Origin of the sequence: Mucilaginibacter terrae (assembly GCF_031951985.1) — a bacterium.
GTDB lineage: Bacteria > Bacteroidota > Bacteroidia > Sphingobacteriales > Sphingobacteriaceae > Mucilaginibacter > Mucilaginibacter terrae_A.
This window is the reverse complement of sequence record NZ_JAVLVU010000001.1, coordinates 2087147-2102371: the sequence shown is the minus strand read 5'-3', so window position 1 is coordinate 2102371 and position 15225 is coordinate 2087147. Positions and strand designations below refer to the sequence as shown.

The 15225-nt window shown below is 42.5% G+C and carries 15 protein-coding genes; 9 read left to right on the top strand and 6 right to left on the bottom strand.

Translation table 11 applies throughout. The features are described 5' to 3' along the window. Nucleotides 1–210: 210 nt before the first annotated feature. Complete coding sequence (locus tag QE417_RS08620; protein WP_311949329.1) at nt 211–738, top strand: adenine phosphoribosyltransferase; 528 nt, start codon at nt 211–213, stop codon at nt 736–738. Nucleotides 739–767: 29 nt separating this feature from the next. Here QE417_RS08620 and QE417_RS08615 read toward each other — a convergent pair whose 3' ends face one another. After that, the gene (locus QE417_RS08615) at nt 768–3029 is read right to left on the bottom strand and encodes a glycoside hydrolase family 31 protein (protein WP_311949328.1); all 2262 of its coding nucleotides are present in this window, start codon (nt 3027–3029) and stop codon (nt 768–770) included. Between the two features lie 193 nt (nt 3030–3222). Between QE417_RS08615 and QE417_RS08610 the strand changes: the two genes are divergently transcribed. From QE417_RS08610 to QE417_RS08595, 4 genes are read left to right on the top strand one after another with little or no spacing between them, the layout of a single operon-like run. Beyond that, entirely contained in the window at nt 3223–3876 is a 654-nt protein-coding gene (locus tag QE417_RS08610) for a FadR/GntR family transcriptional regulator (RefSeq protein ID WP_311949326.1), read from the top strand. Between the two features lie 16 nt (nt 3877–3892). Then, nucleotides 3893–4726: a sulfite exporter TauE/SafE family protein gene (locus tag QE417_RS08605; protein ID WP_311949324.1), complete on the top strand. Its 834-nt coding sequence runs from the start codon at nt 3893–3895 to the stop codon at nt 4724–4726. Nucleotides 4727–4743: 17 nt separating this feature from the next. Continuing rightward, complete coding sequence (locus tag QE417_RS08600) at nt 4744–5142, top strand: DUF1634 domain-containing protein (protein ID WP_311949322.1); 399 nt, start codon at nt 4744–4746, stop codon at nt 5140–5142. A gap of 54 nt (nt 5143–5196) precedes the next feature. After that, nucleotides 5197–5757, top strand: a complete 561-nt coding sequence (locus QE417_RS08595; RefSeq protein WP_311949320.1) for a histidine phosphatase family protein — start codon at nt 5197–5199, stop codon at nt 5755–5757. A 2-nt stretch (nt 5758–5759) separates the two neighbouring features. Here QE417_RS08595 and QE417_RS08590 read toward each other — a convergent pair whose 3' ends face one another. Together QE417_RS08590 and QE417_RS08585 are read right to left on the bottom strand one after the other, a co-directional pair. Then, a complete protein-coding gene (locus QE417_RS08590) occupies nt 5760–6443 on the bottom strand; it encodes a LytR/AlgR family response regulator transcription factor (protein ID WP_311949319.1) in 684 nt (227 codons plus the stop codon). After that, nucleotides 6440–7504 (bottom strand): sensor histidine kinase, encoded by a 1065-nt coding sequence (locus QE417_RS08585; protein WP_311949317.1) that lies wholly within the window; start codon nt 7502–7504, stop codon nt 6440–6442. The genes QE417_RS08590 and QE417_RS08585 overlap by 4 nt, the downstream gene beginning before the upstream one ends. Before the next feature lie 173 nt (nt 7505–7677). Between QE417_RS08585 and QE417_RS08580 the strand changes: the two genes are divergently transcribed. Beyond that, nucleotides 7678–8976 (top strand): erythromycin esterase family protein, encoded by a 1299-nt coding sequence (locus QE417_RS08580; protein ID WP_311949316.1) that lies wholly within the window; start codon nt 7678–7680, stop codon nt 8974–8976. A 75-nt stretch (nt 8977–9051) separates the two neighbouring features. Here QE417_RS08580 and QE417_RS08575 read toward each other — a convergent pair whose 3' ends face one another. From QE417_RS08575 to QE417_RS08565, 3 genes are all read right to left on the bottom strand, one after another. Then, on the bottom strand, nt 9052–9948 hold the full coding sequence (locus QE417_RS08575) for a nucleotidyltransferase family protein (RefSeq protein WP_311949314.1): 897 nt from the start codon (nt 9946–9948) through the stop codon (nt 9052–9054). A 70-nt stretch (nt 9949–10018) separates the two neighbouring features. After that, a complete protein-coding gene (locus QE417_RS08570; RefSeq protein ID WP_311949312.1) occupies nt 10019–11137 on the bottom strand; it encodes a M42 family metallopeptidase in 1119 nt (372 codons plus the stop codon). A 262-nt stretch (nt 11138–11399) separates the two neighbouring features. Further along, nucleotides 11400–11819: a GNAT family N-acetyltransferase gene (locus QE417_RS08565; protein WP_311949310.1), complete on the bottom strand. Its 420-nt coding sequence runs from the start codon at nt 11817–11819 to the stop codon at nt 11400–11402. Between the two features lie 78 nt (nt 11820–11897). Between QE417_RS08565 and QE417_RS08560 the strand changes: the two genes are divergently transcribed. From QE417_RS08560 to QE417_RS08550, 3 genes are all read left to right on the top strand, one after another. Beyond that, complete coding sequence (locus QE417_RS08560; RefSeq protein ID WP_311949308.1) at nt 11898–12245, top strand: hypothetical protein; 348 nt, start codon at nt 11898–11900, stop codon at nt 12243–12245. A 585-nt stretch (nt 12246–12830) separates the two neighbouring features. Then, complete coding sequence (locus QE417_RS08555; protein ID WP_311949306.1) at nt 12831–13835, top strand: ABC transporter transmembrane domain-containing protein; 1005 nt, start codon at nt 12831–12833, stop codon at nt 13833–13835. Further along, nucleotides 13822–15207, top strand: a complete 1386-nt coding sequence (locus tag QE417_RS08550; protein WP_311949304.1) for an HlyD family secretion protein — start codon at nt 13822–13824, stop codon at nt 15205–15207. Before QE417_RS08555 ends, QE417_RS08550 begins: the two co-directional genes overlap by 14 nt. Nucleotides 15208–15225 lie beyond the last annotated feature (18 nt).

Here is a 15225-nt window from a genome sequence, read left to right as displayed (position 1 = left end):
TTAAGAATGCATCAAAACCACAGAATTAAACAAATTTAATCGTCATGCTGAACTTATTTCAGCACCCCACATGCCAAATAATCTATACGACGTGCGAAAGGTTAGCCTATATGATGAGTTGCCGAAATAAATTCGGCATGACGGGAAGAGCTAAATATTTGCACATCTGCATATTCGCACATCTGCACATTTCACCTATCTTTACGTCCCATGATCGAGCAGCAAATTAAATCAGCCATACGCGATATTCCCGATTTCCCGAAACCCGGTATCACCTTTAAAGATATTACCCCCATACTTAAAGATCCTATTTTGTGCGAAAGCATTGTGAATGCGTTTGCTGCGCATTTTCAAAACGCCAAAATTGATGCGGTTGCCGGTATCGAAAGCCGGGGCTTTTTATTTGGATTGCAATTGGCCGGTAAACTGGGTGTGCCGTTCGTACCTATACGTAAAGCAGGTAAGCTACCCTACACCGTAAAGCAAATGGAATATGATCTGGAATATGGTTCGGCTAAAATTGAAGTGCATACCGATGCCTTTAAACCCGGTCAGCACATTTTAATACACGACGACCTGCTGGCCACCGGCGGCACCGTAACCGCAGCGGCCAAACTGGTTACCGAAATGGGTGGCATGATAGCTGGCTTCAGCTTTATTGTAGCCTTAGGCTTTTTAGATGGACGTAAAAAAATAGCACCTTTAGCCGATAAAGTTGTGGTTTTGGCGGAGTACTAAATTCTTTTGTTCGAATAGTTATTGAATGATTACCATTCAATAACTATTTCGTCATTCGCATTATCCACCATATCAATCTTCATAACCTCTTCAAATCCTTTCAATACCACTTGTATTTGAGTATACTTAGAAGTATAACCTCCTTCAACAGACGATAATGTAACCGTTTTTGAAGCCGGGGTAAAAGTAATGTTACGTTTGTGGTAAGTGCCCTGCTCATAGTTGTAGGTATCGCCATCATCTTCGTAATAAACAAAGGTTGATGGTTCGGTACTGTTCCAAACGTGAATCTCTAAAATACCATCGCCGGCATCTTGCGTGCTTTGAATTACGTTTTGCTGAGGAATGATAGCTCCTGCTTTGGCAAATACCGGCATGTCATGCAGGGGGGCGTCTACTTCATATTCTTTGCCGCCTTCAAATTTTTCACCCGTACTTAATCGGTACCAATCGCCGCAGGGGAGATATACTTTGGCGGTTAGCGCGGTGCTGATAACCGGGGCTACCAGTAAGCCATCGCCAAACAGGAATTGATTTTGATAGTCTTCATAGTAAACCGCTTTATCGTGGGTATAATCAATGGCCAGTGTGCGGCAAACAGGTAGGCCGGTTTGTGTGGTTTGATAAAATGCAGAGTACAGATAAGGCAGTAAACGATAACGGTCTTCAATAAATTTGCGGATGAGGCCGAGATTTTCCTCCCCGTACTGCCATGGCTCGCGGTAGTCCGAATCTTTAATGGAGTGGTTGCGATACATAGGAGTGTAAATACCTAAGTTATTCCAGCGTACCATCATTTCGGGGGTAGGGTTGCCGCTAAAGCCGCCAATATCAACGCCTACATAGGCCATGCCGCTTACGCCTAAGCTGTTCACTAAACGTGCTCCCAACAATAAATGTTCGTCGGTTGCAGTATTATCGCCCGTCCATACCGCCGAGTAGCGTTGTGTGCCCGAATAAGCTGCACGAGTCAACACGAATGGGCGTTTGTTGCCCAGTATTTTGCGGGTGCCATCATAAGTGGCGCGGGCCATTTGCATGCCGTATACATTACGTACCTCGGGCATAAACTTGTCGCCAAATTTTACTATCCAGGGCATGTTCTGGTTCCAAACGGCAGGTTCGTTCATGTCGTTCCAAAAACCTTCAACACCGGGTTCGGTTAGTGCGGTAAAGGCGGCGCCCCACCATTCGCGTACATCCTCGCGGAAGAAGTCGGGGAAGTGACAACGACCCGGCCAAACCTCGCCAATATAGTTTTCGCCGTTGGGGTAGGTGGCAAAGTAACCACGCTCCACACCCTCGTCATATTGCTGGTAGCCTTCTTCAACCTTAATACCGGGGTCTACAATAGTTACCAGCTTAAAGTTCATGGCCTTCAGCTTATCAATAAATGCTTTTGGGTCGGGGAAGGTTTCGTTATTCCAGGTGAATATTTTAAAGCCTTCCATGTAATCTATATCGCAATACATTACATCGGCAGGTACATTGTGCTCACGGAATTTTGATGCAACATCCAATACTTCCTGGGCAGTCATATAACTCCAGCGGCACTGCTGGTATCCCAGGCTCCAAAGTGGCGGCATTTCCATGCGGCCGGTTAGCCAGGTATAGTCTTCTAAAATTCTGCCCACGGTTTGGGCGCCGAAGAAATAATAGTTCAGGTCGCCATCCTCGGCACCCAGCCAAATAAACTGGTCATCGCACGAGGCACCGAAATCGAAATAACTTTTATGTGTATTATCTAAAAAGAAGCCGTAAGTAACCGCGCCGTGTATGCCGATGAAGAACGGGAAAGTTTCGTACAGCGGGTCGGTTTTAGGAGTATGGTCTGATGCATCGGTGTTCCAGTTGGTAAACGAGCTGGCACGGCGGTTCAGGTTGCCTACCTTTTCGCCCAAACCGATGAATTTTTCATCGGCCTGCAACTCGCGGTAATTGGTAACCCGGCTATTTTGCCAATTGGTTCCAAAGCGGTCGTCGTCTTTACTCAAAAGCTCGCCCCCCGGGGTGTAAAATGCAAAACGCAAAGGCGATTTGCTGATGCGCAACGTAAGCGCCGATGTTTTTACAATAATCTCTTCTGCCGTTTCTTCGTAAGCTATTTGAGCCAAAGGCTCTCTGATAACCGCAAAAGATTCGTCTGCCCCAGCAGGCTGGCGGGTAATGTTTACCCTGATAACCGAAGGGCTATATATGGTTATATGCGCTTCGGCTTCGGCAGTTTTAATAATAAGTTTATTGCTTTTTTGCTGAACGCTTTGAGATGGGCCTAACATTTTGAAATCCATAAGTATTGGCGATAGTTGTTACGGTAAATATAACGCTAACAGCTAAATGAACGCATATTAAGTTAGGATAGTTTGTTAAAAAACATTATTACGGCAACAGTACGGATTTATAATGGTAAAAAGTAATAAATTCAATACAAACATATGATGTTTAAAAAAAACATCATATGTTTGTATTCGTTATTCAATTACTATGGACGCCCGCATAAAACTCAGCGACCGCATAAGCCGGTTGATAAAACATGATATTGAAAAGGGGAAATATCAACCAGGCGATAAAATACCGCCCGAGCCCGAATTGATGAAACTTTACGAGGTAGGTCGCTCTACTATACGCGAAGCCGTTAAAGCTTTAGCCATGGCAGGCGTGGTGCGCGTACAGCAGGGGATGGGTACCATTGTGAATGCCACTACCGATGCCGAACCTATAGACAGTAAGCTTCGCAGGGCCGATTTTGACGAGGTGAACGCCGTACGCCGCATGCTCGACAGGGAAATTGTGAGCCTGGCTGTAGAGAATCACACTACCGAACATATACAGGAAATGGAATTGCACCTGCAAAACCGAAAAGCCGCCATTGAGCGTAATAACCGCCAGGCTTGCATGGATGCCGATATTGCTTTTCATGCCACCATTGCGCAGGCATCGGGTAATAGCGTGTTGTTTAATTTGTACCAAAGCTTTACTACCGTTATCCTCGATTTTTTTTCGAAGCGCGAACCGCAGGGCATAGCCAGTTTTGCCATGAGCCATTACCTGCATGAGCAACTTTTTAACGCCATTAAAGGCAAAAAACTGAAGCAGGCACGCGAGGCTATGCAGCAAATACTTGATAATAACTACTAATTAAAATTCAATATATATGACTATACTAACATTCACCATTATACTATTAGTGGGATCATACCTGGCCGGGTTGCTGGGCTCGTTAACCGGATTAGGTGGCGGCGTTGTGGTAATTCCGCTGTTAACACTGGTTTTTGGGGTCGATATCAGGTACGCCATTGGTGCGGCGTTGCTGGCCTCTATTGCTACTTCATCGGGAGCGGCAACGGCCTATGTTAAAGAGGGGATTACCAATATACGGCTGGGCATGTTCCTCGAAATTGCCACAACCATAGGGGCGGTGCTTGGTGCGCTTATAGCAGTATACACGCCGGTAAATACCATTGCCATTCTGTTTGGGGCGGTGTTAATGTTTTCGGCCGCTATGACTTTGCGCAAAAAGAACCAGGAAGCCTTAACCGAAGGTAGTAAACTCTCATACCTGCTCAAACTTAACGGCAGCTATCCAACCAAGGAGGGCATAGTAGAGTATAAATTGAAAAACATAGGAGCGGGCTTCTCTATGATGACGGTGGCCGGGGTTATATCGGGTTTGTTGGGTATTGGTTCGGGAGCACTTAAGGTTTTGGCTATGGATACCGCCATGCGCATACCCTTTAAGGTAAGTACCACTACCAGTAATTTTATGATCGGTGTTACGGCTGCTGCCAGTGCCGTGGTGTACCTGCAGCGCGGTTATATGGATCCAGGCATTGCATTCCCGGTTATATTGGGTGTGTTGGGCGGGGCATTTACCGGGTCGAAATTGCTTTCGCGTATTAACCCGCAAACCTTGCGCATTATTTTTTGCGTAGCCATTGTATTTGTAGCACTGCAAATGATGTATAACGGCATTCAACACAAGTTTTAATTAAAGAATTACACGACATGAAAAATATGTTTTCAAGCCTTTGGGGCGATAAGGATGTGGAACTGGTGGTTGGTCAGCTATTACGCTACGGTGTAGTTAGTGCCAGCGTGGTGGCCTTTGCAGGCGGCGTAATGTACCTGCTTATGCACGGCAGCGGACCAGTACCGCAATACAGCAATTTTGTTGGCGAAGGTGCTGGCTACACCACGTTTAAAGGCATATTTAAAGGAGCAGCAGCTTTCAGTTCAACCGAGGTTATACAGTTAGGCGTATTGATATTAATTGCCACGCCTATACTGCGCGTGTTCTTCTCGCTGCTGGCTTTTATTTTGGAAAAGGATAAGTTGTATATATTTATTACGCTGATAGTGTTGAGTGTAATTATGACGAGCATATTTGGCGGCTTGAAGGTTTAAGTTGCCGAATAGTGAGTTGTTAAATGTAAATTTAGATTACTAAAGCATCAAAATATGAAGACACTAAAATACTTCTTATGCTGGCTGCTAATATTGATTAGCATTACAGCTTTTGCTCAACTGCAAAATAACGGCGCTGATTTGCGGATCATCATTATGCGCCATGCCGAAAAACCTGCCAGTGGCGATAACCTCTCGTGCAAAGGTTTTAACCGGGCCATGATGTTGCCGGGCGTGCTTGTTAAGCGCTTTGGTGTACCGGCTTATGTTTATGTGCCGTCGCCGTCAACCGGTAAGGCTACCAAAAGCGGCCGTATGCTGCAAACGGTTTGGCCGCTGGCTACCAAGTATAATTTAACGGTTAACAGCAAGTTTGATGTGGATGACACTAAAGCGCTCGCCAAAAACATAAGCACAAAAGCCGGTACAGTGCTGGTGGTTTGGGAGCATAACGCTATCGGTAAAATATTATCGTCATTGGGCGTAACGGCAGGCAAACTTAAATGGCAGGGTGACGATTATGATAGCCTGTGGGTGGTAACCGTTCATAACGGAAAAGCTACCTTAAGCCAAACTTCGCAAGGCATTAATGTGCCTGATGGGTGTAAGTTTTAGTTTTAACTGCCAATAAAATCAATAAGTGCTTTTTTAAAACTCAGGCCAATAGGTACAAAGGTTTGGTTGCTCAATATTAATGTGTCTTGCTGTATGCGGTTCACGAATGTTTTGTTTACAATGTATGAGCGGTGTGCCTGTATAAAGCTATCGGGGTTTAACTTCTCAAGAATTCCCTTAAGGGTGTGATAAGTTATGTAAGTTTGGTTGGCGGTATTAATTTTCACATAGTCACGGCACCCCTCAATGTAAATAATATCTTGTTGTTTGATGACGAGCGTCCCTTCCTTGTCTTTTATTAATAAGTTATTGCCGGTTTTATCGGCAGTTGGCTCTGCTACCAAACTTTTAGCTTTTTGTACAGCTTTAACAAAACGTTCGTAAGCAAATGGTTTTAGCAGATAGTCTATCGCATTTAACTCAAAACCTTCGTAGGCATATTGCTTGTAGGCCGTAGTGAAAATGGTGGGTGGGGGAGTGGTAAGTGCCTTTAAAAAATGCAATCCGTTAACCAGCGGCATTTCAATATCTAAAAACAGAAGATCGGCCTGGTGTTTGCCCAAATATTCAAAAGCATCAACCGCATTCCTGAATTTGGCAGCAAGAACCAAACCCGGAGTTTCGGCTATATAATGCTCCAATACCTGGTGGGCTAATGGCTCATCATCAATAATTACACAATTCATTTTAATTTAAGCGTAAGTTGAGCAATATACATATTGTTGTTTTTACCGGTTGTAAACTCATATTTGCCGGTATAATAAAGCTCCAGTCTTTTTTTGATGTTGATGAGTCCGATTCCTCCTGCCCGCGCACTCCTCATAGCAACCGGAACATCGTCTATAACATGATTGCTAATGGTAAATATTAGGCTATCGGCAGTTAATTTAAGCTCGGCCTCTACCGAGGCATTGTCAGATAGCTTATGCTTGCCATGTTTAAAACTGTTTTCAACCAAGGGCAAAAACAATAATGGCGTTATGGCTAACTCATCCAAATGTTCGGGTACTATAAAGCTAATAGATGCATTAGGAAATTTCTTTTGTTCCAGCTCAAAATAGCCTTTTAAAAACGAAACTTCATCGCCCAGTTGTACCGTTTCTTTATCGCAATCGTACAAAATATATTGCATCATTTGCGACAGCAGCAATATAAAGCGGGGGGTGTCTTTTGAACCTGTTAGGCTCATTCCATACAAACCATTAAGTGTATTGAATAAAAAATGTGGCTGCAATTGTGTCTTTAACATACTCAGTTGCAGTTGTAAATGGTCGGTTTCAATACGGTGGCGTTTTACTTCGTTTTGGTATGAAAAGCGCGCAAAAGCAATACAAAAAAAAGCTAACAGATCGGTAAGTACCAGGTTAAAATCTACGAAGCGGGCTTTTGCTAAAACTTCGAAATACTTTCCTACGGGTTGTTCCTTAGTAAACAGGGCAAAGAGCCATGCAAAAGCAGCGTTGTTATATACGCTTACCACCAAAAGCAAAATAAGCGTTACGCCCAAAAGCAGCCAATATCGCTTTTTATCGAGCAGTTTAGGAACTGCCCAGCGGTAATAAGGAACCAGGTACAAGCTGCTGCATATAGCGTATAAGCAAATGTGCAGGTATGGTAAATCGTTGTTTGAAATGTGCGGCAAACGCGATTGCTCGAGCAGGTACGAGTACTTGTATAAAGTTACATAAAATACCCATATCAGTATTTCGAAAACCGTGGGAAAGGTGAATTTGATATTTTTTAACACGATACGAAGTTGTGATTAATTGGCGGATTTAAATAAGGCAGCACGACGAAACCTGCTTTTTGCCCGACGAACTAACCCACCCGTAATTTGAACGAGCCCCGCAGTAGACCGGTCGAATATTGGATTTAAACAACGTTTTTAAGCCTTTGATTTGCAGCATCAATAACAAACAAATGAAAAATATCTTATTCTCTATCGTTACTGCAATTACATTATTACTTGCAAACCCTAACCTGGCCAATGCTCAAAACAAGGGTGCGTCTGCTGTAAATAACAAGGCTTTAAATGCCCTTAATATTACAGACTACAAGGCTTTTAAAAAATCTGTTAAACCTTTAATAAAACAAATGGATACCAAGGCCATAGTTGCCTTGGGCGAGGGCACTCATGGTACAGCTGAGTTCTACAAACTCCGGTTTTGGATTAGCCGTATATTGGTTGAAGAGAAAGGGTTTAATCATATTGCTTTCGAAAACGATTACAGCGATTGCTGGTTACTGAACCGTAGACTGAATACAACAGGCAATTTAGATAGCCTGATGAAAAAGTACATGCTGAGCATCTGGCAAAACCACGAAACTAAAGAGCTGTTGCAATGGGTTAAAACCTACAATGCAAAACATAGTAAAAAGGTAACTATAAGCGGTATCGACTATGTGTTTGCACAGCCCGATGTAGCCATGCTTAAGGAAATACTTGCAGGTACCAGTGCGGCATCCGTTTTGGATTCTATAGCCCCTTTGGCTCGTGCTGCCGCTTTTCAGGACGAAGCCTGGAATGGTTTAAACCGTGATAATTATGAAGTAAATTATGACTCGCTTGGTAAAAGTAGTTATAAGGGTTATTTGCTGGCCGGCAAACTGGGCAAAAAGATTGCCAACGCCAATTTACCGCAACAGGTAAAAACTGATGCTTTGTTAGCGATTACCAATATACAGCAGGCTTTTGCCCCTTTTTATGCATCAATGGCAAAAAAGCCCGAGGCAAGCCGCGATAGTAATATGGCATATAATACCTCTGTAATTATGCAAAAGCCCAATGCTAAGATGATTATATGGGCGCATAATGGGCACGTTGCTAAAAAAGCTATATACAAAGGCGTTGTGGGCGGCACTGGTGGTTACCTGCGCAAAATGTTTCCGGGTAAATACTTTGTTGTAGGTACAGGTACAGCAACCGGCACTTTTGCTGCCACCACCGAACCCCGTGATACTTACACTAACCCCATAAAAGCATATAAGCTTGAAGAACCGTTGAAAGACTCGTGGGAAGAAAAATTTGTACAAACAAATGTACCGGCGTTTTACATAATGCCCGCACAATACAATACAACCAATGCAGTTAACCCAATGCGGTTTGTAGGTTACACCCCTAAAAGCGGCGCTTCAACCTATGATAAAATAAACATAACCGATTGGTTTGATGCTTACCTCTTTGTTAAGGATACTAACGCTGCTACGCCTTTAAACTAATTAAAACTTATACACAAAAAAAATCCCGCCTTAACTAAGGGCGGGATTTTTATTATTAAAAGTAAAATTTAATGGTTATGACCAAAGGTTGCTTGGGTAGGTACCGTTTTCAACCAATTCGTTAATACTGGCCTGTACAATTGGCTTATCTTCTTTATAAGTTACACCAAACCATTTGTTACCGGTTGGGATAACTTTAAAAGCAGCAGTACCGCTTTTAATCAATTCGTCGGCCACTAACGGGATAAAGAACTCAGCTTTAGGATTGCTTTCGTTAGCATCAACAAATTTCTTGAACATTTCCTCGCTTTGCTTGAAAACTGCCGGAGTAAAGCCCCAGAAGTTCATCGATACGCGGGTGTCTTTTGGTAATTCGTGCTCGCCGGTGGCATCTTTATAAAATACGTCGCCATCTTTAAAGTAAACTTCGGTACGCTCGTTAATTTCAACCATTTTGCCGTCTTCTACTTTACACACACCGCGCGATACCGAACCATAGTCAGATAATGTACGGTCGATCTGGTAACCCATTAATGAGTAGTTATCATCGGCAACTTCGGTGGTTAAAAACTCAGCCATTTTTTCAAAGGCTTCGTAACCGTAAAAATCGTCGGCGTTTATTACGCAAAAAGGCTCGTTAATTTGGTTGCGCGCAGCTAATACAGCATGAGCGGTACCCCATGGTTTAGAGCGTTCTACTGTTTTGTCAATACCAAATTGGGTAAGGTCGTAGCTTTGAAATACGTAATCGGTTTCGATACGGCCGGCCAGTTTAGGCTCAAAAATAGCTTTAAATGCATCCTGAAATTCTTCGCGGATGATGAAGCTAACTTTGCCAAAACCTGCTTTTATTGCATCATATATAGAATAATCAATGATGGTTTCGCCATTAGGGCCAAAGCCATCTACCTGTTTCATGCTTCCGTAACGGCTGGCCATACCTGCGGCCAAAATCAGTAAGGTTGGTTTCATAGTGCTGTAAATATATTAAAATATATATCTGAAGGTATAAATACGGTTAATTAAATTAAATGTTTGAATGTTATTTAATGTATCTGAAATCTTGTCCCGGTTCAATATTTAAGAGGGTTTCGTATATCATGCGTATCACGTTATCTACGTCTTCTTTGTGTACCATTTCAACAGTGGTATGCATGTAACGCAACGATAACGAAATTAATGCCGAAGGTACACCGTCGTTAGAGTAAGCAAAAGCATCGGTATCGGTACCGGTTGAGCGCGATGATGCCTGGCGCTGGAACGGTATGCCTGCTTTTTGTGCCGATTCGATCAGTAGTTTATTCAGGTTATTTTGCACAGCAGGCGCATATGATACCACCGGACCACGACCGCAAGCCAGATCACCCTGCGTGATCTTATTGATCATCGGTGTTTGGGTATCGTGCGTAACATCGGTTATGATGGCTACATGCGGTTTAATTTTGTGGGCTATCATTTCGGCACCGCGTAAGCCAATTTCTTCTTGAACGGCGTTTACAATGTATAGGCCAAACGGCAAATGTTTGCCGTTCTCTTTAAGCAAACGGGCAACCTCGGCAATCATAAAACCACCAACGCGGTTATCCAGCGCACGGCCAACATAGTAGCGGTTATTTAGCACCATAAACTCATCCTCGTAGGTAATTACACAACCCACGTGTATGCCCATGGCTTCCACCTCGTCTTTGCTGGTGCAACCACAATCTAAAAATATATTTTTAAGGGTAGGGGCTTCTTCCTTTTCGCCGCCCGAGCGGGTGTGGATGGCAGGCCAGCCAAAAACGGCTTTCACAATGCCTTTATCGGTGTGAATGTTTACACGTTTCGAAGGTGCTATCTGATGGTCAGAACCACCATTGCGGATCACGTAAATTAAACCATCAGAGGTAATATAGTTTACAAACCACGAGATCTCATCGGCGTGGGCTTCAATAACTACCTTGTATTCGGCTTTAGGGTTAATGATGCCTACAGCAGTACCATAGTTATCTACATAGTAAGTATCGATGTATGGTTTCAGGTACTCGAGCCACATTTTCTGCCCCATCCACTCAAAACCGGTAGGCGATGGGTTGTTAATATATTTTCCAAGAAACTCAAGCGATTCTGGAGTTACAACAGGTACATGTTGTGGTTTATCGTCAATGGTGTTTTCGGCCATAATTTGTTTAATAGTTGAATTGAAGAAAAGCAAATATATAAAAGCTCATCAGATTACATCAGCCAACTGTTAATTCTGAATTCTGTTTGATGAGTGGTGTTTAAATACTATCAATATTAATAAAAGTTAACAAAGCTCTAATTTGTTAATCTCTTAATATTGAATTAATAGCCATATTGTTCTTTTGTGGCGAGTAAAATTTTCAGGAGTTAATAGTTTTTTCTTAAAGACCGGGTTGTGCAATACGAGCCGGTCTTTTTAACTACAACAATTTTTGCATAACCTCGTAATCAAAGCCGCGCTTGCTGAAGGTTTGCCCTGTGGTAATAAACCCGGCTTTGCTGTAAAAGCCGATAGCGGTGGTGCGTGCGTTACACCAAATGCATTTACCACCTTCGGTAATGGTAAAGCTAATGATGTGCTGCAACAATGCCGATCCTATACCTTTACCCTGATAATTAGGGCCTACGGCAAACTTTCTGAACTGATATTTGTCTTGATGCACGAACAATGATACTACGCCAGCCAAAATGTCGTTGTAAAAAGCGCCGAAGTGCATCCCGGTTAGGTCTTCGTCCATTTCCATTTCGTGCAAGGGGCGGTTTGGGTACAAGGCTTCACGGCGCAGTCGCCAGGTTAGCTCAGGTCGGATTTGTTCAATATGTAATTTGATATTATTCAAGTTATAAAAATGGTATGAATTTTCGATTGTATGAAATTGACAAATTAATGTCTCAAAAAAGTATACTTTTGCAAAAAAATGAAAAACAGGGTTAGTAAGATAATGATATGCCTGCTGTTTATGATGATCTTTATTGTAAAGATGGTTATATCAGTTGCCCCTGCTTTTCTATCGCTCAATAATAAAACCGTGAATGCTGTAATTATGCAGCTGGAAGAGGAAAACAAGAACGAAAAAGAATCTCCTGAAAAAGAATCGTGTAAAGAAAAGAAGTTTTTTGACGAAGACTTACAGTGGCTTACTCACCATGTACAGGAGCCTGTTACCATTGAAACTCAAAAAAGATTAGATTACGGGCACTCTATATATCAGCCCGGGCACCATCCATCGGTGCTTACACCGCCGCCAAACTCCGGGCGGGCTTAATGCCGTTTTAACGGTTACCTGCAAGTTTTTTAAAATATAACTAACTGGTAGCTTGTTATAAAATGGTGTATGCAATCAGCATAAGCAAAAAATAAAACTTTACAGTATTAATGTTAGTATAACAGGTATTACCATAAATGCCAGTTAAACAACATTATCCTGTTTGCTAATCAAAATAATTGTTATGGATATTTGGCTGCCGGTGCTTTAAATAAGCTGCCAGCACTATTAATTACTTACACAACGGCTTTTTATAAGTTAAAGACCGTTACACATAGCATACCATATCCATTATTTATTTTGCCCTTGAAACTAACAGGCAATACGTAAAGAATACCTTTTGATTATAAGGCTGAATTGTTAAAATATACTGAATACGATATATCGAACGGCTATACACACAGCGTGCGAGACATTAAGGCGTATACGCATTACGCCGTGTTAAATTTGCAAGCATACCTTTTAATAAAAAAACTTAACCGGCAATATAGTACTTCAAATATCCACTATTTACATATTAATAAATAGTGAATTTTACGGGTGTAGTAATTAATATCCCTGCAATTATTGATTTAAAAAACAAACATGAAAAAACACCATCATAGCGAAACGCTCACACCCTGGCAAAGGTTGATGCGTATATTACATTACGAACGGTCAACTATTAATTACATTTTTATATATGCTGTACTTATTGGCCTTATCGGTCTAACCCTTCCGTTGGGTACTTCTGCTGTGTTTAACCTGTTATCAAACGGGGCTATGTACAGTTCAACCTATATTTTAATTGCGGTTATATTAATAGGTATTGTATTTGGAGGCTTGTTGCTTATAGGCCAGCTATCGCTGGTAGAGGTTGTGGAGCAAAAGATATTTGCAAAAACAGCACTTGAGTTTTCATTCCGTTTACCGCTTATTAAACGTAAGGCACTCGAAGGAGAAAATCCATCGGAATTAATTAATCGCTTTTTTGATATTTTAACTATACAAAAAGGGTTAACCAAGCTGCTGGTTGATATTGTGGCTGCTGCCGTACAAATATTTTTCAGCGCCATATTACTTTCGTTTTATCACCCTTTCTTTATAGCCTTTGGTATACTGGTTATACTTTTTGTGGTAATAATGGTGGCTTTATATTTTAAGCCGGGGGTAAATACCAGTCTTGAAGAATCGCACTACAAATACGAAGTGGTGGCTTACCTTGAAGAGGTAGCTGCAGATTTAGAAACATATCGGCAGAGTGCTGCAAAACGCACCGAAGTTTTAGAACGTACTGATGAAATTACGGCTAAATATCTGCAAGCACGCAATAATCACTTTATTATTTTAAAACGCTTTTTTGCCAGTGCAATAGTTATTCGTACCATACTAATGGGGTGCCTGCTACTGTTAGGGTCATACTTTGTGGTAACTCGTGCCATGTCATTTGGCCAGTTTGTGTCTGCCGAGGTAATTATTGTACAGATTAGTTACGCTATAGAAAAATTAATGACTAACATGAATACTGTATTTGATATGGCTACCGGCGCCGAAAAACTTGCCGTAGTTACCGATTTAGAATTGGAAGAGGAGGGCCATGATCATGCATAAAAACCCAACTTATATAGAGCAAATCCATAATTGGGAAGAGCTATCGGTACGTTCGTGCGAAAAGATATTACCAGCCAAGGGAGCGCGTTTGTTAGGGCGTATACTAATGATACTACTGGTGTTATTCATCATCATATTATTATTACCCTGGAGGCAAACCATTCCCGGACGCGGTACTGTGACCGCATTGCGTCCACAAGACAGGCCTCAAACTGTACAAAACCAAATTGGTGGCCGTATTGAACGTTGGGCGGTAAGCGAGGGGCAAGAAGTTAAAAAGGGTGATACGATATTGGTAATATCCGAAACCAGCCAATCGTACTTTGACCCTGAATATCCTCAACGCTTAAGTGAGCAGCTGCAGGCCAAACGTGGCAGCGATACCGCTAATCTTCAAAAAATCAGGGCAACTAAAGCTCAAATTGAGGCCTTGAACAAAGGTTTACGTTTTCAGCTACAGGCTGCCGAAAACAAGGTAAAACAGGCACAAAACTATGTTGATATTGACCAGGCCGACCTGGTAGCCGTGCAAAACTTTTTTAATACCAGCAAAGCACGTTTGGATCGTTATGAGCAGGGGTATAAAAACGGCTTATTCTCGCTGACCGATATTGAAACCCGTCGCCTGAAATTACAGGAAGACCGCGCAAAAGTTATCAGCCAGGAGAATAAGTTGAATAACTCGAAGCAAAACCTGTTGAATGCCCGCATTGACTTGGATAACATTAAAGCCAAATACCAGGAAACGTATGCCAAGGCATTATCTGATCTGGGTTCGGCCTTATCAGGCCGTGCTGGCGTGCAGGGCGATATTGCCAAGTTGCGTAACGATATTGCCAATTTAAACGTGCGCCGTAATTTGTATGCGGTTCGTGCCCCGCAATCGGGCTTTGTGGTTAAAACCATGAAGGCCGGTATTGGCGAGAACATTAAAGAAGGCGAATCGGTTGCCACATTGCAGCCTAAAAATCCGCAGGTAGCTGCCGAAATTTATGTGAGCGCTATGGATGTGCCGCTTATTTTAGATACCAGCGATGTAAGGCTTCAGTTTGAAGGTTGGCCGTCCATACAGTTTTCGGGTTGGCCGTCGGTAGCGGTAGGTACTTTTGCAGGTAAAGTTTTCTCAATTGACAAGGTAAGCAGTTCGGGGGGTAAATACCGTTTGCTGGTAAAACAGCAATATCCTGTACCCGCCAATGATGAACAATGGCCTGAGCAATTACGCCAGGGATCAGGCGTATATGCCCGCGTTATTTTAAGGTCAGTACCGCTGTGGTACGAAATATGGCGACAGTTGAACGGTTTCCCACCAAGCCTGGAGAAAGAACCGGAGGATGGTAAAGGAAAAGATTCAGAAAAAGAAAAGAAGTAGAATAATAGCCGAGACAGG

Coding starts and splice junctions, on each gene's coding strand:
- QE417_RS08600 (WP_311949322.1), top strand. CDS start 4,744: ATGAAAAATATGTTTTCAAGCCTTTGGGGCGATAAGGATGTGGAACTG.
- QE417_RS08590 (WP_311949319.1), bottom strand. CDS start 6,443: ATGAATTGTGTAATTATTGATGATGAGCCATTAGCCCACCAGGTATTG.
- QE417_RS08610 (WP_311949326.1), top strand. CDS start 3,223: ATGGACGCCCGCATAAAACTCAGCGACCGCATAAGCCGGTTGATAAAA.
- QE417_RS08580 (WP_311949316.1), top strand. CDS start 7,678: ATGAAAAATATCTTATTCTCTATCGTTACTGCAATTACATTATTACTT.
- QE417_RS08595 (WP_311949320.1), top strand. CDS start 5,197: ATGAAGACACTAAAATACTTCTTATGCTGGCTGCTAATATTGATTAGC.
- QE417_RS08570 (WP_311949312.1), bottom strand. CDS start 11,137: ATGGCCGAAAACACCATTGACGATAAACCACAACATGTACCTGTTGTA.
- QE417_RS08550 (WP_311949304.1), top strand. CDS start 13,822: ATGATCATGCATAAAAACCCAACTTATATAGAGCAAATCCATAATTGG.
- QE417_RS08560 (WP_311949308.1), top strand. CDS start 11,898: ATGAAAAACAGGGTTAGTAAGATAATGATATGCCTGCTGTTTATGATG.
- QE417_RS08605 (WP_311949324.1), top strand. CDS start 3,893: ATGACTATACTAACATTCACCATTATACTATTAGTGGGATCATACCTG.
- QE417_RS08575 (WP_311949314.1), bottom strand. CDS start 9,948: ATGAAACCAACCTTACTGATTTTGGCCGCAGGTATGGCCAGCCGTTAC.
- QE417_RS08620 (WP_311949329.1), top strand. CDS start 211: ATGATCGAGCAGCAAATTAAATCAGCCATACGCGATATTCCCGATTTC.
- QE417_RS08555 (WP_311949306.1), top strand. CDS start 12,831: ATGAAAAAACACCATCATAGCGAAACGCTCACACCCTGGCAAAGGTTG.
- QE417_RS08615 (WP_311949328.1), bottom strand. CDS start 3,029: ATGGATTTCAAAATGTTAGGCCCATCTCAAAGCGTTCAGCAAAAAAGC.